Below are 17,729 nucleotides of genomic sequence, written 5' to 3'. Positions count from 1 at the left end.
GCACCGAGTGTGCACCGCCCGGCAAATTCTCTGACTTGATGTCAGAAACAACAGCGAGGGCCGCTACCCCCTAGTCGGGGTAGCGGCCCTCGCTGGTTCGTCCAGGCTCCGTGTGCGGCCGCAGCCTTCTTGGTCTCCTGGCAATGGGCCAGGTTGGTGACCTGCGGCGATGGCTGCGGCAGGTCGCTGACCTGGCCTTTTTTCGATTGCTGGCGGGCGACGGTCTTGATCGGGTGTCTTGCGGACTGTGTGCGGACTGCGCTTCCGGAGCGACTGGTCGAAGTGCAGCCACTGCAGCGGGGTAGATCTCTCCTTCCTGCCGATCAACACCACGAGGACGACAGCCGCAGCAAGGGACGCGCGCGCCCGGCCAGGGGCGACCTGGTGCGCATGTCGGAGTCCTGGGCTCCACGTGTGGAAGGACTCACCACGAATCCCTTGGTCGCGCAGGCGCAGTCAGTCGAGGTCTGATCACCCTGGCGGAAGTCGCCGTCACCGCGTGGTGATCAGCCTTCGGCGGGGGCCAGGTCGGTTCCTTCGACCTGCTTGGCGAGGTTGGGGCGCTCCTTGATCAAGTCGGCGGCGATCGGGTCCTGGAAGTACTTCTTGTACAGCTTGACGTAGGTGCCGTCGTCGATCATCGCGTCGATCTGGGCGTCGATGTCCTTGAGGAGTTTCGGGTCGCCGTCCTTGCGCAGGGGGAACGCGCTGCCTTGGAGGCTGTCCTGCTCGACGGCGATTCGTACGGGCTGCTTCTCTACGTATTCGTCCGCGTCGGCGCCGCCGAGCACGATCGCCTCGACACCGCCGGAGAGCAGCTGCGAGATCAGGGCGGTCTGGTCCTTGAACTTCACGAGCTTCGCTTTGGGCATCTTATTGGCGACGAAGGCTTCCTGGACCGCGCCACTGACGACTCCGACCCGCTTGCCGTCGAAGTCCGGGAGCCGGGTCTCTTTGCCGCTCTTCTTGGTCACAACGGAGGTGAAGCCCCAGTAGTACGGAGTGGTGAAGGAGACCTGCTTGGCGCGCTCGGGAGTGGCGCCCACGCCGGCGACGCCGATGTCGTACTGCCCGGCGGACAGCCCGGCGAGGATGCCCTGCAGGTTCGTGGTCTTGTACTGGATCTTCACGTCGAGGCGCTTGGCAGCTTCATTCATCAGGTCGACGGCGAAGCCGGTGGGGTTGCCGGAGGCGTCGGTCACGGCGAAGGGTGGCTGCTCGGCCTGCGTACCGGCGGTGATCATTCCCTTCTGGACCAGCTTGTACTTGGCGGTCGAGGCGTTCGCAGAGCCGCTGTCGCTGTCGCCGCCGCAGGCGGTGAGGGGGAGCAGCAGGACGGCTGCGGCGCCGGCGAGAAGTGATCTGCGCAGGGTGGTGCTGTGCATGGGTGGGCTCCTGTACGGGGGACGGGCGTTCAGAGGACCTGGGAGAGGAACTGGCGCAGCCTGGGGTGTTCGGCGCGTTCGAAGATCCGGTCGGGGGTGTCGATCTCGGCAAGGCGGCCGTCGCACATGAAGGCGACGCGGTCGGCGGCCTCCCGGGCGAAGCCCATTTCGTGAGTGACGACGGCCATGGTCATGCCGCCCGACGCGAGGTCCCGCATCACGGCGAGCACGTCCTTGACCAGTTCGGGGTCAAGCGCGGAGGTGGCTTCGTCGAAGAGCATCACCTCGGGCTCCATGGCGAGCGCGCGGGCGATGGCGACGCGCTGCTGCTGGCCGCCGGACAGCTGTGCCGGCCGCCGGTCGGCGAAGGCGGAGAGGCCGACCTCCGCCAGGCGGCGCAGCGCGATCTGCCGGGCTTGCTCTCGGTCCATGCCCTTGACCGAGGTCAGGGCAAGCGTGACATTGCGCTCGACACTAAGGTGCGGGAAGAGGTTGAAGTGCTGGAAGACCATGCCGATGCGGGCGCGGGCGGCGTCGACGCCGGCACGCGGGGCGGTCAGGCAGGTCTCGCCGAGCCAGATCTCGCCGGAGTCGGGGGTCTCCAGAAGGTTGAGGCACTTCAGGAGGGTGGACTTGCCGGAGCCGGAGGGGCCGATCAGGCAGAGGGTCTCGCCGGCGCGTACGTCGATGGTGATGTCGCTCAGCACGGTATGGCTGCCGTAGCTCTTGCTGAGGCCGGTGACCCGCAACGCGGCGGGGGTGGCCGGGGCCCTGGTTACGGCGGTCATGCCTTCTCTCCTGCGGTGGCTGGAACGGGGGTCTGGGGGTCCGGGTCGGCGATGGCCAGGGGGTTCCCGAGTTTCGGGCCCTCGCGCAGCCGTTTGTCGAGGTGGTTCATGAAGTACGTCAGCGGAATAGTCAGGCAGAGGTAGCACAGGCCGGCGGCGATCAGCGGTGAGGAGTTGTAGGTGCGGGCGACCTCCTCCTGCGCGATGAAGTACAGCTCGCGCTGCCCGGCGGCCAGGCCGAGCAGATAGACCAGCGAACTTTCCTTGATGTCCTTGACGAACTGGCCGGCCATCGCGGGCAGCACGCGCCGGATGCCCTGTGGCACCACGACCAGCCGCATCGCCTTCAGGTAGCTCAGGCCGAGGCTGCGGGCGGCCTGTAGCTGGCCGGGGTCGACACTCTGGATGCCGGATCGGAAGATCTCCGCGGTGTAGGCGCCGGAGATGATGCCGATCGCCAGGATCGCGTAGCCGAACGGATCCGTGCCGAAGGGGCGGAACCCGGCGGCGGGCAGGCCCACGCCGACCAGCATGACCGTGATGATCACCGGCAGGCCGCGGAAGACATCGACGTACAGCCGGGCGGGGAGCCGTATCCACCAGCGGTTCGACAGCAGCAGCATCGCCGCGAGCAGGGCGATGACGATGCCCACGACGATGGCGCCGATCGCGATGACGATGGTGTTGAGCAGGCCCTCGGTGATCAGCCGGGGGAAGGTCTGGAGGATCAGGTCCCAGTTGAAGAACGTGTTGACCAGGGCATTGGATGCCAGGTCCTGCGGGGTGGAAGGGGCCATCACGACTCCTGACAGCGATTGGGTGCGGCAGCGGGAACGGACGCCTGGAACTCTTCGCGAACCGAAGTGAGGAATTCCGGGTCGCCGAGGAGGTCCAGGACCAGGGCGGCGATGCCCGTCGCGACCGTCTCGGCCGCGCCGTGGGCCTCCGGCGTACGGGCAGCCTCGCGCATCTGCGCGGAGTGCCCGGGGGTGTCACGAGGGCAGATCTGCACGTAGGGATGGATCACGGGCAGCTCGACGGACACATTACCGATGTCCGAGGAACCCGCCGGATTCGCCGGAGACGGCGGCTCCAGTTCCAGGCCGAGACCGGCGGTGTAGGCGGCAAGCCGGTCGGCCATCGTCATGTTGTTGTTGCGCTCGGTGTAGCGAGGCGCGGTCTCGGTGTGCTCGACGGTGGTGCCGGTGGCGAGCGCGGCGCCCTCGGCGGCGGCGAGCACCCGATTGAGTAGTTCATCCAGGGCGGTGGAAGCGGCCTCGCGTACGTAGATGTCCAGCTCGGCACGCTCGGGCACGACGTTGGGGGCGTCGCCGCCGTGCGTCACGATGCCGTGCACGCGGGCGGTCGGTGGCATGAACTGGCGCATCGAGTCGATCGCGTTGAGGAACAGCTGCGCGCCCGCAGCCGCAGAGCGGCCGTCCCAGGGCGCCTTGGCGGCATGCGCGGCGATGCCCCGGAAGGTCAGCCGCAGGTGGCTGGCGGCCAGCGCGTGCCGGGCCCGCAGGCTCCGGTCGGCCGGGTGGAACATCACCGCCGCGTCCACCCCTGCGAAGGCGCCGCGCTCCAGCATGAGGATCTTGCCGCCGCCGCCCTCCTCGCCGGGGGTGCCGATCACCTTGAGGACGCCCGGATGGTCGGGCTGTACAGCGGCCGCGGCGAGGGCGGCGGTCAGGCCGCCGGCCGCGATGAGGTTGTGGCCGCAGCCGTGGCCGATACCGGGCAGCGCATCGTATTCCAGCAGCACCGCGATCGTCGGGCCGTCCGTCGCACCCCGATGGGTGGCGGTGAAAGCGGTCGGCAGGTCGGCGATGCCCTTCTCCACCTCGAAACCCGCGGCGGCGAGCCGGCCGGCCAGTTGCTCGACGGCGTGGTGCTCCTCGAACCGCGTCTCCGGCATACCGTGCAGATCAAGGCTCAGCTCGTCGAGCGCGGGCCGGAGCTCACGCGCGGCGGCGCGTAGCTCATCGGGGACAAGGTGGTGCATGGAAGCTCCGGGAGGTTCTGGTACGGCGCCGGTACGGCGTACTGGGGCTGGCGAAACACTAGGAGCTGCCCGAGGAGCTGTGACTATGGTTACCGCGGTCGCGGTAAGCGACAGTCGGCGTTCCCGTGAACAGGAGGTGGCCATGAGCGTGGTCCTGCAGTTGTCCGGAGCCGCCCCGACCGACATCTCCGTAGGTGCGTCGCCGCTCGCTGAGCTGACCGCCGCGCTGCATGCCTATACGGAGGCCGAGCACCATCTGGGCACGGTTCGCTGGGCGCGCGGCCTGGACACCGAGGACTCCCCGGACGAACCGGGCACTGCCCTCGACCCCGGCCTACGGCTGCGCATCATGGGCTGGGCCCCGCTGTGGGCCTCGTACCGGGCCCGCTACCTGCTGCCGATGAGTGCCGACGCGGACCGTCCGTTCGACGCCGAGCTGGCGGACATCGCGGACCTACCCCTTCCACGCTTTGCCGAGCTCACAGGCTACGCGGTGCGCGGCGGCAACTCCGGCGCGCCACTGGAGCGGGTACTTCATGATTCCGCGCAGCGCGAGAGCCTGCTGGCCGCCGCCGAGCTGCGCTCCACGACCCGCGCCGAACTCGCCCGGCGGCTCTTCGACGACCCCGAGGCACTTCGCGACGACCTGCTGGCTTTGCTGGCCGATGCCGCCGACGCCCTGGAGCCGGACCTCCTACGGGCGGCCCGCACCATCGGCGCGCACCTGCCCGCGCTGCGGACCGATCTCGCGCACGACGGCCCCGGCGAGGCACTGGCCGGGCTTGACCCGTCGGCGTCGTACCGCAGTGGGCCACCGCGGGTGGTCTTCGACAAGTTCCACCACGGCATCGTGAACGTCGCGACCACCGGGCTGCTGGTCCTGCCGTCCGTCTTCGGCCGTCCCCATCTGTTGGTCAAGCACGAGCCCGGGGCGGCTGCAGTCGTCCAGTACCCGCTGCTGTCCGAAGGCGCCGCCCGGCCCGGCTACGCGGCGGTGAACCGGCGCCTCGACGTCCTGCGCGACCCCGCCCGGCAGCGCATCGCGCGGGCCATCGCACGCGAACCGCTCACCCCGTCCGAACTCGCGGCCCGCAGCGGCATGACCCTGCCTCAGGTCTCCAGGCACCTCGCGCGACTGCGCGAGGCCGACCTCGTGACGGTCGACCGCGACGGCCGCCGCGCCTACTACCAACTGGATCTGGACTCGGTGCGCCGCATCGGCGAAGACCTCCTCACGGCGCTGTTCCGCTGACTGGGGGCGTTACGGCGGGAGGTACGGACATGCGGCGAGCAGCCGAGGAGGCCCTCACAGCCCGGAAACGGGCGCCCGCAATGCGCTCCAGCAGGCGGAGAACGAGGCAGCCGAGCGCAGGGGCCGCAAGCCCGTCGAACTGCGGCACATGGTGACCCACGACTTGCGGCACTTCTACGCCTCCGCTGTCATCGCCGGCGGCGCGAGCGCTGGGCCATCAATAGGGCGGCAGCTACCACGAGTCGAAGGAATTCGTGCCGCTCCTCGCCGAACGAGTAGCTTCGGTTGGGCACATAGGGGATGTGCGCCAGCTTGCGTCGCAGCCGCGGGATGCGGGAGTCCGTGCGAGCTCTTCTCTCGTGTCCCGCGCAACCTATCGCGCGCCGCCGCCGAGCACCGCGCGCATCCGTCGCGGTGAGTGGGCACACTCGCAGGCTGGCCTGGTGGGGCTGATGCGAGGATGGTCCTCCACTACCTGGGGGTTCCATCCATATGTCCGGTTCGCTGACCATCCGTCGCATACTCGGGGACCGCCCCTTCGCGGAGATCGGCACGCCCTCTGCCGTGGCTATCAACGAGGAGCGTGGCCTCGTCGCTGTAGGCGGTGACCTGGGGTATCTGCAGTGGTCCGGGTGCGGGACCGCCAAGGACCGGTGGCGGCCGTACCGGGTGGGAATCTATGGCTCGGGGGATCTTCGGTGCCGGTGGGTCGTGGAGTCCCGGTGGCCCGTGCATTCCTTTGCCTTTCATCCGACGCTGCCGGTGGTGGCCGTCGGGACCGGGGCGTATGACGGGGGCTACTCCTTCGAGGGTGAGCTGCTGATCCTCGATCTGAGGTCGGGGCGGTCGACCTCGGTGATACGTGGGGCACGTGAGGTGTTGCACGTGAGGTGGGAGAGCGAGCGGGATATCACTTCGATGGGAGGACGCTGGGTGACGTGCGCAGCGAGGGTATACGAGACTACGTCGGGCAGCGGTACGTCGCGCAGCTTGCCGCCCTTGGGCGGCGCGAACACGAGGTGCGGGCCGACCATCTTGGCCTGTCGCACGACGTGAACGGTTCCCCTGAGGAAGTCGACTTCGTCGACCGCGAGCCCGAAGGACGCTTCGAGCGTCACGGGCCCGTGTCACTGGGGCTTCCGACCGTTCCTCCTCAAGGGAAACAAGTCAAAGAGTCGTGACCAGCACAGCGGCGGTCAGAAGCGCCGTCTGGTGCAGAGCTTGATCAGTCAAGTACATCCCGTTCAGGCCCCGGACTCCTATCCGTGACCCACGGTGCAAGTAGCCACCGCGACTCGACGGTGATCGGCATCAGAACACCTCGTTCAGCTCGGCCTGCATCTGCGCCGCCTCGGCGTCGCGAGCATCGCCTGGCGACGTTCCTGCCGCTCTGTGACCCATGACACATGCAGTTCCTGTCAGCAATCGGGGCGCTGTTCCGCTCAAGTCACGAAGGCAAGCGAACAGACAGGAGCGACACATGAAGCACCGCATCGTCGTCCTCGGCGCCGGCTATGCCGGGGCCTACGTGGCCGGGACCCTGGCCCGCCGACTGTCCCCGGAGGACACCGAGATCACCGTGGTCAACGCCGAGCCGGACTTCGTCCAGCGGCTGCGGCTGCACCAGCTCGCGGCCGGTCGGGAGATCGAGGCTCCACAGCTCACCGACGTCTTCGCGGGCATGGGGATACGGCTGCGCCTGGCCCGTGTCACCGCCGTCGCCCCCGAGCGCCAGGTCGTCGCCGTGGCCGACGCCGACGGCGGCGGCGGCGAGCTCAGCTACGGCACGCTTCTCTACGCACTCGGCAGCCGCGTCACCACCCACGGCGTCCCCGGCGTGGCCGAGCACGCCTTCGATGTCGCCGGCCGGCCCTCCGCGCTGCGCCTGCTCGAGCGCCTGGACAGCCTGAACAGGCGGGACGAAGGCGGGAGTGTGCTGGTCGTCGGCGACGGATTGACCGGCATCGAGACCGCCACCGAAATCGCCGAATCCCGGCCCGGCCTGTCGGTGACGCTGGTCGCCCGCGGAGAGCTGGGCGCCCAGCTCTCCGCCGGAGCACGCAGCCACCTGCGCCAGGCCTGCGACCGGCTGGGCATCACAGTCCTGGAGCACACCGAGGCCGAAGCCGTCGAAGCGGCGCGGGTGCTGTGCGCCGACGGCACCGACCTGGCGTCCGACGCAACCGTGTGGACGGCCGGGTTCGCCGTCAGCCCCATCGCCGCCGCCGGCGGGCTGGAGGTCACCGAGAACGGTCGGATCGTCGTCGATCGCACCATGCAGTCGGTCTCGCACCCGAACGTCTACGCCGCCGGCGACAGCGCCTACGCCATCGGCGACAACGGCCAGCCGCTGCCGATGTCCTGCGCTTCGGCCGGCTACACCGGCATGCAGGCCACGGCCGCGATCGTGGGACGCCTGACCGGCCGCAAGATCACGAACACCAAGCTGGAGTACCTGGGCAACCACATCAGCCTCGGGCGGCGGGACGCGATCCTGCAGATGGTCGATGACGAAGGTCAGGCAAAGCCGAAATATGTGGGCGGCCGGAAGGCCGCGCGAATCAAGGCGGGCATCCTCAAGATGTCGCTGTGGACCACCTCGCACCCGACCTTCGGCCTGCCCAAGCGCAAGCACCACCTGGCCGCCGTACCGGATGCGTCAGCCGAGAAGGCGATCGTGTACCCCGAAAAGACGGTCGCGTAGCCGCCTAGGGTGGTCCGCGTGGACAGCACCGCCACTGATCGCTTCGACACCAGCCGGTTCGAGGCCAGCCGGAACCGGCTGGCCTCGCTGGCGTACCGGCTGCTGGGCTCCGCCACCGACGCCGAAGACGCCGTACAGGACGCGTTCCTGCACTGGCAGGCCACCGACCGACAGCGGATCAAGGTGCCGGAAGCGTGGCTGACCAAGGTCGTCACCAACCTGTGCCTCGACCGGCTCCGCTCGGCACAGGCCCGCCGCGAACGCACCGCCGGCGCATGGCTGCCCGAACCGCTCCTCGACGGCGACCCGATGCTCGGCCCGGCCGACACGTTCGAGCAGCGCGAATCGGTCTCCCTGGCCATGCTGACCCTCATGGAGCGCCTGTCACCCCTCGAGCGGGCCGTCTACCTCCTGCGCGAAGCGTTCTCCTACAGCCACACCGAGATCGCCGAGATCCTCGACATCACCGAGTCCGCAAGTCAGCAGCACCTCCACCGGGCCCGGCACCGCATCACCGCCGCGCGCCGCCGCGGCGGCGAAGTCGACCCGGCATCCGCCCGCGGCATCGTCGAAGAATTCCTCGCCGCTGCCACCTCGGGCCGTATTGAACGGCTGGTGGCGCTGCTCACCGACGACGCGATCGCGATCGCCGACTCCAACGGCGCCGGCGCGGCCAAGACGCTGCTGCAGTACGACACTCCGGAGCGCATCGCCGCCATCGCACGGGCCGGTTTCAAACCCACACCCGCGAAACGGCGGCTCGCCGGCGGCACGCCCGCCGTCCACTACGCGCTCGTCAACGGCGCCCCCGCCATCCTCTTCGTGCTCGGCGACCAGGTCGTAGGCACCGTGACGTTCGACGTCACCGACGGCAAGATCGCAACCGTGCGCGGCATCGCCGCCCCCACCCGCCTCGTCCGCCTCACCGAAGCCTGGCGGCAGCACGAACCGGACACGCCGCTCATCACCCAGTGGTGACCGTCGTGTTCACCGTGCCCGCCGCGCTGTCCGGCATGGTACGCGAGTACATCCGCGACCGAATCCTCGAAGGCCACGAGTCCGCCCGCAAACGCGGCAAGACCACCGGCGGCGCCAGCGTCGTCGACGCCGACATGCTCGCGATGGCTCTGCACTACCGGGACCAGGAACTGAGCTTGCGCGACATCGCCGCCAAGCTCGTCATCACCACCGGCAAGAAGAAGGGCCAGCACCCTTCACCGGCCACCGTCATACGACTGCTGCACCACGCCACTCTCCGGCTCAACTTGTTGGTACAAGCTTGACCACGGCGTGGACACCGCCATCACCGGTGCGCCGACACCCAGCACCGCGCTCACCCTGGCCGCCTCCCACATGCCCGGCGTCACCGGAGCCGGGAAGATCGACGGAGCGACGCTGGAGGGTGTCGTACGACGACGGCTCGCACTGGGCCCAGGCCGACCTGCACAAGTCGGCTGACGGCAAGTGGACCGTGGACGTCAAGGCGCCGAACTCGACCGGGACGACGAGGGCAATACGGTCAGCCAGACCGTGTGCGCGCCCAGGGCCTGACATAGCACCGGTGCCTGGGACGAACAACGCGAGCGGCGGCACTCAGTCGCCGCTCCCGTACCGTCGTCAGTGGCGCAGGGCCCTGCCCACCTCGGCAGTGAGGGCGCCCGTGAGGTTGCGGTTGCTGCGGGCCGTGGCGTCCTTGGCGGTGCCCGGCTGTACGTCGTCGACCGTCACCACGCTCGCGTCCAGCAAATTGCCGCTGGGGTCGCGGAAATTGATCTGAACGATGTACGACGTAGCCGAGTCGGTGCTGTTCGTCACGGTGATCTTCGTAGTGGCGCGGCCGCCCTGCTCGGTCACCGCGCCTGCCTTGACGTCCTTGCCCGCGTTCACACCGTTCTTGAAGCCTTCGAGCTTCTTCTGCGCGGCAGCTGACGCCGAGGCCGCCACGTCACCCCCTCTGGATGCCACGGACGCCACGGCGGATGCGGCCTTGGACGCCGCGCCGGACGGGCTGCTGCCCTCGTCCGTACAGGCGGCGGCCGCCGAGACCACGACCGCTGTCAGCAGTACGGCCCCTACACCCCGTACGAATCGCGTCGTCATTGCGCCTCCCAGCACTCACGGATCCGTCCCAGTCAAGGCGCAGGCGCGGCGGACTGCATGCCGCGCACGTCGATCGGGTGACGGCAGGAGGCCGGCGGGCTCTCGGGCCGGGCGAGGGCTGCACCGCCGTGACGTGCCTGTGCCCCCGGGCAGGGTCCAGGGGCACAGGCTTTCGGGGCGGTCAGCCGTGGGCCGTCAGCGGCCGTAGCGGATCAGGGCGCGGACCATGCGGCAGGTGGTGTCGGAGGGCGGGTGGGTGCCGATGCGCTCGGCAGTCGTGCGTATCGTGTCGTCGTCCGCGCTCGACGGGTAGTAGACGCCCGTGTCGAGCAGGGCGATCGCCAGGCGCATGGCCTTCAGGCGGCGGTTGTGGGAGACGTACCACTCGCGGGGCCGGCCCGCGGGGAGCGGCTTCTTCTGCAGGGGCTTGTGGAGCGGCTTGGTCGTGACTGCGGCAACGGCCATGGGCATCCTCCTGGCACGGTCGTGAGACCCTCACGAACTCCCTCTATTTTACGGCCCGCCACTGACAATCGGCCCTGGCCAGAGAGGCTTTCGCGGGATCCGTCCCGTACCTTGGCCCCATGGAGATCTGGATCAATCCCGCGTGTTCCAAGTGCCGCAGCGCGGTGCAGTTGCTCGATGCGGAGGGGGCGCGATACACCGTCCGCCGCTATCTGGAGGACGTCCCGTCGCCGGACGAGATCCGGGCCGTGCTCGACCGGCTCGGGCTGGAGCCGTGGGACATCACGCGGACGCAGGAGGCGGACGCGAAGGAGCTCGGGCTCAAGGAGTGGCCGCGCGAGGCCGGTTCGCGGGAGCGGTGGATCACGGCGCTCGCGGAGCATCCGAAGCTGATCCAGCGGCCCATCATCACGGCGGAGGACGGGACGGCTGTCGTGGCGCGGACGGAGGACGCGGTGCGGGACGCTTTGGGGCGCTGACCCTGACCGGAATCACTCGGTCAGCAGGAAGTCCTCGATCCTGCGGTTGAGTTCGGCGGCGTCCGGGGCGTGCAGCGGCAGCGAGTGGTGCGTGGCGCCGGGGATCGTCGCCGTCTGCGCCCGCGGGAGGAGCCGGGTTGCGGTGGCGGTGACCTGTGCGGCGTTGTGGGCCCGGCTGTTCTCGGCCGTCAGGATCAGAGTCGGTACGTTCAGGGTGCTCAGCGCCCCGGGCGCGGGGCGACGGCCCGTGACCGGACGGGCGGTCGGGAAGCCTGCGGCCTCGTCACGCAGGTGCAGCCATGCCGGGTCGAGCGCGGCGCCTGCCGTCTCCCAGGCGAGGAAGGTGTGTGTCCGCTTCGCGCTGGGGCGGAGCAGCATCGGCAGTGCGTGCAGCAGATAGCCGGGGCGGAAGCCGGCGAAGCACTGGGTCGGGTCCACGAGGATCAGTTTCCGGACGCGGTGGGGTGCGTGCAGGGTGTGGTGGAGCGCGATCCAGGCGCCGTAGGAATGGCCGCAGAGTGCCGCCGATGTGGTGTTCAGGGCGTCCAGCACGGCGTCCAGCCAGGCCGTCAGGTCCGGCACGGTACGGATCGGGCGCTCCCCCGGCACACTGCGGCCCGGGTCGCCGATGAGGTCGACGGCGTGGACACGGTGGGTGCGGCCCAGGTGGGCGGCCTGGGCGAACCAGACCGTGGAGGTGGAGCCTCCGCCCGCCAGGAGTAGCAGGGGCGGGGCGTCTTCGGGGCCGTAACTGTTGATACGGGTGGTGCCGTACGGGGTGGGGACGTCGGTGTGGGTCGTTCCGGCGGGCCACTTGGCCGCCAGGACCTCGTCGTACGCCGCGAGGAACGAATCGGTGACAGCCGTTGCGGATGATCCGGATGGCGTGGTTGCCATGGAGTGCCTCCCGAGGGTGGGTGCCCTTGGATATTATCTCGCCGAGCGAGATAATAGAGGCAGGAGGGCCGATGAGCGAGCAAGGATCCGAGATGGAGATCGTTCATCTGCTGCGCAAGGTGACTGTCGAATTCGGGCTGCGCCAGGCCGAGTTCGCAAGCCGCCATGGCATGCACCCGACCGACGTACGCGCCCTGATCTGTCTGCTCGACGCCGAGCGGGCGGGCACGGACGCAACCGCCGGATGGCTCGGTGCGCAGCTCGGGCTCAACTCCGCGGGCACCACCGCCGTCATCGACCGTCTGGAACGGCTGGGACACCTCACCCGCGGCCGCGACCCGCGCGACCGGCGGCGGGTGCTGCTGGCGGTGGACCCGCGGGCGGTGGAGCTGGGGTGGGCCTTCTTCGGGCCGCTGATCGAAAACACGGTGACAGTGCTGCGCGACTTCGACGAGAGCGAGACGGCTGCCGTGCGGCGCTTCCTGTCCGCCGCGCACCGGGCGGTCACCGCCATTCCCTGACCGGCAGGGCGATCGAGGGGACCCTTTCGTGACCAGGCTCCACGGCGGCATCGTCAAAACCGTCGTTCGCGACGCGGAGGAGGCTGGAGACGGTGGCGGAGCGGGCCGGCTGATGGTGGTTCCGGCTCGGTGCCTGCCTGCAGCGGATCCCTGGAGGCGCGGACGACACGCGGGGCCCCTGGGTGCAACGTGCGCTCCGGCTGATCCGGGAGTACGAGGCGGCCGGGGAGCTCGACAACAACAAGTCCACGACGGTGACGGTCGCTTCACCCTCCGGCAGCTGCGCCCCGCTGAACAACGCGGCCTTCGAGCAGGTCCGCGAGCCGGGCACGTTCCTGATCCGCCGTGCCCATCGAGCGCGTGGGCCGACCGGCCCGGGCGGTGCCCGCACGGTGGCGGGCGGGCTTCTCCCCGCCGTTCAGGACCGCGCGGGCACCGGCCCCGCCTTGGCCTCCGCCTCGGCCAGCAGCTCGGTCAGCCGCAGCCCGAACCGTACGTCGCAGGGGTGCGGAACCCCCGTACGTACCGCTTCGAGCAGTGCGTCCACCGCCGCCCGGAACGATCCCACCGCATCCCCCCACCCCGGCAGCGTGGCGACCCCCGGCTCCCCCCGGAGCTCGATCTCCGTACCCACCGCTCCCGGTGGCGCGGCCAGTGCCAGCGTCACCGTGCTGGACGCGCCGGCGGTGTGGCGGAGGATCAGATGGGTGGTGTCGGCAGGACCTCGGGCCGCGGTCAGTTCCGTCACATCGCCGAGCACCGGGAGCAGCACCGACAGCGCATGCGGACCGACGTCCCACAGACCGCCCTTGTCACGGCGCCACGGAGACGCCGCGTACTCGCTGTCCGCACCGGGGGCGTACAACGCGCCGATCCACTGGGCGCGGGCGGTGAACCAGCCGTCCCGGCCGGCCTGTTCGGCGATCCAGCCGGACGTCTCCTTCGCGAACCGCAGCGTGCAGAACACGACGGACGCGACCCGCGCCCGGTCGGCGGCCTCGGCGATCTCCCGGGCCCCGGCCACGGTCGTCGCGATCGGTTTGTCCATCAGCAGGTGACACCCTGCGGCCGCTGCGCGGGCGGCCAGCGGGGCCTGGACGTCCGGTGGCAGGGCGAACGCGACGGCGTCGCTCGCGGCGAGGAGTTCGTCGACGCCCGCGTCTCCGGAGTACGCCGTGGTGCCATGGGCGGTCGCGAGCGCGTCCGCCGCCTCGGGGCGACGGCCCCACACGCCGCTGAGTACGGCGCCGGGGTGGGCGGCGAGAGCGGGTGCCTGGGTGTTCCGGGCCCAGGGGCCCGTACCGAGAAGGCCGATACGCAGGGGAGCGGTGGGTGGTGTCGTCATGAGTGCCAGTCTGCCCGGTCCGCTTATCGGGTGGCGGCGTACGACGGACCGCGGTTACGTTGGCGGAGCCGGCCGCGGGACTCCGGCTGCGACTTCCGGGACGTGCCTCTGAAGCAGTGATTTCGCTGATCGCGCCCCCATTCCCCGGCCGGCTTCCGCATACCCGCACGCGGCGGCGGAGCATCAGGGGGGCTGGATCCGGACCGGCGCGGCTGTGGTCCGCGTGAACCCTGTATACGAAGCGCGGACGGATTCGATGTGCGGCGGCTCGCGCCGAGCGTGCCGACGGCCGTTATCCGTGACGCCGCGGATCTGCCCGCGCTGGTGAAGATCGCCCGGTTCGCGGAGGGACGTTCGGGAGCAGGGGCCCTGCACGTCTGTCTGGACCGGCAGGTCGCACGTTTCGTCACCCTCGACGGACAGGACGGACAGGGGAAGCGAGGAAAGTGAACAGGCTCGAACCGACCGGGCTCACGGTCCGGCCCGCACAGGTGCGGCGCGGACATCTGCTGCACACGCTCTCCGACGCCGACTGGCAGCTCGTCCGGGCGGCCGCGGCGCTGGGCAGCACCGAGGAGGAGCTGGTGCGCCGGATCCGGGCCGCCGGTTTCGAGGACCTCCTCAAGGACCGCGTACAGCGCAGGAAACCTCGGTAACGCGGGGTTCACATATGGGCAACGGACGGGAAATCGCGTCTTGCGAAGCTGCGCTGCAGAGACCGGACCGCAGACCGCAGCACCGCAGCGCCCCCAAAAGGATGGCTTCCGTGACGTTCAAGGCTGAGTACATCTGGATCGACGGCACCGAGCCGACCGCCAAGCTTCGTTCGAAGACGAAGATCATGGCGGGCGTACCCTCGGGGGACGTCGCGGAGCTGCCCATCTGGGGCTTCGACGGATCCAGCACCAACCAGGCCGAGGGTCACGCCTCCGACCGTGTGCTGAAGCCGGTCTTCTCCTGCCCGGACCCCATCCGCGGCGGCGACGACGTCCTCGTCCTGTGCGAGGTCTTCAACATCGACATGACGCCGCACGAGTCCAACACGCGCGCCGTCCTGCGTCCGCTCGCCGAGCAGTTCGCCGGTCAGGAACCGATCTTCGGCATCGAGCAGGAGTACACCTTCTTCGACGGCCACCGCCCGCTCGGCTTCCCCGAGGGCGGCTTCCCGGCCGCGCAGGGCGGCTACTACTGCGGTGTCGGCTCCGACGAGATCTTCGGCCGCGAGATCGTCGAGAAGCACCTCGACAACTGCCTGAAGGCGGGGCTGGGCATCTCCGGCATCAACGCCGAGGTCATGCCGGGCCAGTGGGAGTTCCAGGTGGGCCCGCTCGCCCCGCTGGCGGTCTCCGACCAGCTGTGGATCGCGCGCTGGCTGCTCTACCGGACCGCGGAGGACTTCAACGTCTCCGCGACCCTGGACCCGAAGCCGGTCAAGGGCGACTGGAACGGCGCGGGTGCGCACACCAACTTCTCCACCAAGGCGATGCGCGAGGGTTACGACGCGATCATCACCGCGTGCGAGTCGCTGGGCGAGGGCTCGAAGCCCATGGACCACGTCAAGAACTACGGCGCGGGCATCGACGACCGCCTCACCGGCCTGCACGAGACCGCCCCGTGGAACGAGTACAGCTACGGCGTCTCCAACCGCGGTGCCTCGGTCCGTATCCCGTGGCAGGTCGAGCAGGACCGGAAGGGCTACATCGAGGACCGTCGCCCGAACGCCAACGTCGACCCGTACGTCGTCACGCGGCTGATCGTCGACACCTGCTGCACGGCGCTGGAGAAGGCCGACCAGGTCTGATCCGCCACCGACTCGGCACGAAGGGGCGCCCGCCGGAGACGGGGTGCGCCCCTTCGGCGTGCCCGGTCCGCTGTCAGTGGCGTGTGCCAGAGTCGGCTCATGCTCGACATCAAGGTGGAGACCGAGAACCAGCGGACGCACACCCGTATTTCGGCGCACGCGCTGAGTGACCTGGTGCACCGGATCGGCGGGGAGGACGACCACTTCCTGGTGGTCCAGCGGGTGCCGGACCGACCGGGCTGCTATGTGCAGACCTGGCACGAACACGGCGGGGACTACCAGTTGGAGTACCGCGACGGCGTTCCCGAGCGGCACTTCCGGGTGACGGCCGACTCCCCGGAGCGGGTCGCCGAGGTCATGACACGCTGGGCGCGCCAGGAACCGGAGTGGGATGCGGGGATCGTCTGGGAGAGCGCCGGCATGCCCGCCGACGAGCCGGTGCCCGCGATACCCGCGGAGATCGAGGAACAGCTGACGGAGCGGGTCCGGCTGGCACTGCGCTGCGGCTACGGCACGGTGAAGTACCTGACCGAACTCGCCGAGGACTACCTCGTCAAGGACGGCGTCCATCCGGTGACGACGGCCCAGGCGCGCCGGCTGGTGGAGCGGCTGTGGCTGGAGCGGGTCAACCAGCAGGAGCAGTGGACCGATGTGACGGACGCGGACCGGTTGGAGCGGGCCTTCGCCCGGCTGGACGAGAGCGGCATCACGGCGCGGGAGCACTTCACCTGCTGCCGCTCCTGCGGGCTGGGCGAGATCCATGCGGACGGCGAGGAGGACGCCCGGGGCTTCGTCTTCTTTCATACGCAGATCACGGAGGCAGCGGCCGACGGGTACGGGCTCTCGCTGTACTACGGCGGGTTCGACGAGTCGGAGGCGACCACCGTCGCCATCGGGCGGGAGGTCGCGGCGGCGCTCGGTGCGGCGGGGCTGACGGTGACATGGGACGGATCGCCCGACCAGGCGATCGAGGTGACCGACCTGGACTGGCGCAAGCGGCTCGTCGGCTGAGGCGGCGGGAGGAGCGCCCAGCAGGGGGAGAGCGAGGTGCGGGCCGGGTGACGGCAGGGTGAGGAGCGTAACGCACAGGGTCCGTATCGACGAGTGGGAGAGGCCTGCTGCGCCGCCGCGTTGTCTGGTCTAGTGACTCCTCCCCCTCATAAATTGAGGGGGCTTCTCGCTATGCCGGTTGGGCTTCGCGACGGACCAGCCCGGCCCGTAGAACATTGAGAGCCCCGACTGTGTCCGCGTGCGCGCTGTGGCCGCACGAGACGCAGTGGAACTTCTCCTGCGTGGGCCGGTTCTCCTTGGCGGTGTGCCCGCATTCGGGGCACCGCCGGGAGGTGTTGCGGGGGTCCACGGCCATCACTTCCCGCCCGGCGCTCTCAGCCTTGGCGTTCAGGATCGCGAGGAACTCCCCCCATCCGGCATCGTTGAGCGAGCGGTTCAGCCCGGCCTTCGCGGTGGCCCCGTTGCGCAGGAAGGCGCCCGGCCGGTCGGGGTCCGGCTTCGGTGCGGGAGCCTTGCTCATGTTGCGGATCTTGAGGTCTTCATGCGCGATGAAGTCGTGTGCGCGGACCAGGGCGAGGGCGGTCTTGTGCGCGTGATCCAGGCGCTGACGGCGCACCTTGCCGTGCAGACTGGCGACCTTCTCCACGGCCCGCCGGTGGTTGGCGGTGCGGTCCTTCGCCTTGCGGCGCGGGAAACGTGAGAGGGCTTGCTGAGCGGCTTCGAGCTGCGCGGCAGCCCTGCGTCCGTGCCTGGGATTCGCTACGAACCCGCCGCCCGAGTCGGCGAGGAAGTTGGCTATGCCCAGGTCGATACCGACCACGCTGCCAGTCTTGGGCAGTGGTTCGGGCTGTGGCTGTTCGGCGGTCAGCACGACGAACCATTTGCGGCCCTCGCGCTTGACCGAGACGGTCTTGACCTTGCCGGCCACGGGCCGGTGCTGGTGCACCTTGACGTGCCCGACGCCCTGCAGACGAAC

At 69.7% G+C, this 17,729-nt stretch carries 19 protein-coding genes and 3 pseudogenes; 12 read left to right on the top strand and 10 right to left on the bottom strand.

Translation table 11 applies throughout. From position 1 onward, the window contains the following. Positions 1-506 precede the first annotated feature (506 nt). From AB0I23_RS36325 to AB0I23_RS36310, 4 genes are read right to left on the bottom strand one after another with little or no spacing between them, the layout of a single operon-like run. The gene (locus AB0I23_RS36325; RefSeq protein WP_359116341.1) at positions 507-1,385 is read right to left on the bottom strand and encodes a substrate-binding periplasmic protein; all 879 of its coding nucleotides are present in this window, start codon (positions 1,383-1,385) and stop codon (positions 507-509) included. Positions 1,386-1,414: 29 nt separating this feature from the next. Then, a complete protein-coding gene (locus tag AB0I23_RS36320; protein WP_359116338.1) occupies positions 1,415-2,173 on the bottom strand; it encodes an amino acid ABC transporter ATP-binding protein in 759 nt (252 codons plus the stop codon). Beyond that, positions 2,170-2,970, bottom strand: a complete 801-nt coding sequence (locus tag AB0I23_RS36315; RefSeq protein WP_327246795.1) for an amino acid ABC transporter permease — start codon at positions 2,968-2,970, stop codon at positions 2,170-2,172. The genes AB0I23_RS36320 and AB0I23_RS36315 overlap by 4 nt, the downstream gene beginning before the upstream one ends. Continuing rightward, positions 2,970-4,178 (bottom strand): amidohydrolase, encoded by a 1,209-nt coding sequence (locus AB0I23_RS36310; RefSeq protein WP_359116335.1) that lies wholly within the window; start codon positions 4,176-4,178, stop codon positions 2,970-2,972. The genes AB0I23_RS36315 and AB0I23_RS36310 overlap by 1 nt, the downstream gene beginning before the upstream one ends. A 142-nt stretch (positions 4,179-4,320) precedes the next feature. Here AB0I23_RS36310 and AB0I23_RS36305 point away from each other — a divergent pair, with 142 nt between their 5' ends. Beyond that, positions 4,321-5,430 (top strand): ArsR/SmtB family transcription factor, encoded by a 1,110-nt coding sequence (locus AB0I23_RS36305; RefSeq protein ID WP_359116332.1) that lies wholly within the window; start codon positions 4,321-4,323, stop codon positions 5,428-5,430. 73 nt (positions 5,431-5,503) lie between these two features. Next, a pseudogene (locus tag AB0I23_RS36300) lies at positions 5,504-5,638 on the top strand (tyrosine-type recombinase/integrase); the annotation flags it as partial. Between the two features lie 589 nt (positions 5,639-6,227). Here the strand turns inward: AB0I23_RS36300 and AB0I23_RS36295 are convergent. Further along, a complete protein-coding gene (locus tag AB0I23_RS36295; protein WP_359116329.1) occupies positions 6,228-6,548 on the bottom strand; it encodes a hypothetical protein in 321 nt (106 codons plus the stop codon). Between the two features lie 362 nt (positions 6,549-6,910). Between AB0I23_RS36295 and AB0I23_RS36290 the strand changes: the two genes are divergently transcribed. The 4 genes from AB0I23_RS36290 to AB0I23_RS36275 are packed head-to-tail and all read left to right on the top strand — an operon-like array spanning position 6,911 to position 9,592. Continuing rightward, positions 6,911-8,134: an NAD(P)/FAD-dependent oxidoreductase gene (locus AB0I23_RS36290; RefSeq protein ID WP_359116326.1), complete on the top strand. Its 1,224-nt coding sequence runs from the start codon at positions 6,911-6,913 to the stop codon at positions 8,132-8,134. Positions 8,135-8,152: 18 nt separating this feature from the next. Further along, positions 8,153-9,112, top strand: a complete 960-nt coding sequence (locus tag AB0I23_RS36285) for a sigma-70 family RNA polymerase sigma factor (RefSeq protein ID WP_359116323.1) — start codon at positions 8,153-8,155, stop codon at positions 9,110-9,112. Continuing rightward, positions 9,109-9,417 carry a hypothetical protein gene (locus tag AB0I23_RS36280; RefSeq protein ID WP_359116320.1) on the top strand — a complete coding sequence of 103 codons (309 nt, stop codon included), beginning with the start codon at positions 9,109-9,111 and terminating at the stop codon, positions 9,415-9,417. Before AB0I23_RS36285 ends, AB0I23_RS36280 begins: the two co-directional genes overlap by 4 nt. Positions 9,418-9,424: 7 nt before the next feature. Beyond that, the gene (locus AB0I23_RS36275; protein ID WP_359116317.1) at positions 9,425-9,592 is read left to right on the top strand and encodes a hypothetical protein; all 168 of its coding nucleotides are present in this window, start codon (positions 9,425-9,427) and stop codon (positions 9,590-9,592) included. A 159-nt stretch (positions 9,593-9,751) separates the two neighbouring features. Here AB0I23_RS36275 and AB0I23_RS36270 read toward each other — a convergent pair whose 3' ends face one another. Together AB0I23_RS36270 and AB0I23_RS36265 are read right to left on the bottom strand one after the other, a co-directional pair. Further along, a complete protein-coding gene (locus AB0I23_RS36270) occupies positions 9,752-10,234 on the bottom strand; it encodes a hypothetical protein (RefSeq protein ID WP_359116314.1) in 483 nt (160 codons plus the stop codon). 195 nt (positions 10,235-10,429) lie between these two features. Beyond that, a complete protein-coding gene (locus AB0I23_RS36265; RefSeq protein ID WP_359116311.1) occupies positions 10,430-10,699 on the bottom strand; it encodes a hypothetical protein in 270 nt (89 codons plus the stop codon). 119 nt (positions 10,700-10,818) lie between these two features. Between AB0I23_RS36265 and AB0I23_RS36260 the strand changes: the two genes are divergently transcribed. Continuing rightward, positions 10,819-11,178, top strand: coding sequence for an ArsC/Spx/MgsR family protein (locus tag AB0I23_RS36260; protein WP_359116308.1), 360 nt, complete (start codon positions 10,819-10,821; stop codon positions 11,176-11,178). A 12-nt stretch (positions 11,179-11,190) separates the two neighbouring features. On the opposite strand, the gene AB0I23_RS36255 is transcribed toward AB0I23_RS36260, so the two are convergent. Further along, positions 11,191-12,075 (bottom strand): alpha/beta fold hydrolase, encoded by an 885-nt coding sequence (locus AB0I23_RS36255; protein WP_359116305.1) that lies wholly within the window; start codon positions 12,073-12,075, stop codon positions 11,191-11,193. A gap of 71 nt (positions 12,076-12,146) precedes the next feature. Here AB0I23_RS36255 and AB0I23_RS36250 point away from each other — a divergent pair, with 71 nt between their 5' ends. Continuing rightward, positions 12,147-12,596, top strand: coding sequence for a MarR family transcriptional regulator (locus tag AB0I23_RS36250; RefSeq protein ID WP_359116302.1), 450 nt, complete (start codon positions 12,147-12,149; stop codon positions 12,594-12,596). 418 nt (positions 12,597-13,014) lie between these two features. On the opposite strand, the gene AB0I23_RS36245 is transcribed toward AB0I23_RS36250, so the two are convergent. Further along, entirely contained in the window at positions 13,015-13,941 is a 927-nt protein-coding gene (locus AB0I23_RS36245) for a Gfo/Idh/MocA family protein (protein ID WP_359116299.1), read from the bottom strand. 192 nt (positions 13,942-14,133) lie between these two features. On the opposite strand from AB0I23_RS36245, the pseudogene AB0I23_RS36240 reads away from it, so the two are divergent. The 4 genes and pseudogenes from AB0I23_RS36240 to AB0I23_RS36225 form a co-directional block, all read left to right on the top strand. Beyond that, positions 14,134-14,391 (top strand): annotated as a pseudogene (locus tag AB0I23_RS36240) (hypothetical protein); the annotation flags it as partial. Positions 14,392-14,426: 35 nt separating this feature from the next. Beyond that, positions 14,427-14,597 (top strand): annotated as a pseudogene (locus AB0I23_RS36235) (ARPP-2 domain-containing protein); the annotation flags it as partial. 110 nt (positions 14,598-14,707) lie between these two features. Beyond that, on the top strand, positions 14,708-15,742 hold the full coding sequence (glnII, locus tag AB0I23_RS36230) for a glutamine synthetase (RefSeq protein WP_359116296.1): 1,035 nt from the start codon (positions 14,708-14,710) through the stop codon (positions 15,740-15,742). 99 nt (positions 15,743-15,841) lie between these two features. Further along, the gene (locus tag AB0I23_RS36225) at positions 15,842-16,753 is read left to right on the top strand and encodes a DUF6891 domain-containing protein (RefSeq protein WP_359116293.1); all 912 of its coding nucleotides are present in this window, start codon (positions 15,842-15,844) and stop codon (positions 16,751-16,753) included. 169 nt (positions 16,754-16,922) lie between these two features. Here AB0I23_RS36225 and AB0I23_RS36220 read toward each other — a convergent pair. Beyond that, positions 16,923-17,729, bottom strand: an 807-nt coding sequence (locus AB0I23_RS36220; protein WP_359116290.1) for an RNA-guided endonuclease InsQ/TnpB family protein, incomplete at its 5' end; no start/stop codon positions are given.

This window comes from Streptomyces atratus, assembly GCF_040655115.1.
GTDB classification, from domain to species: Bacteria; Actinomycetota; Actinomycetes; order Streptomycetales; family Streptomycetaceae; genus Streptomyces; species Streptomyces atratus_D.
Note: the sequence above shows the minus strand (reverse complement) of the source record. Positions and strands in the feature narration are given on the sequence as shown.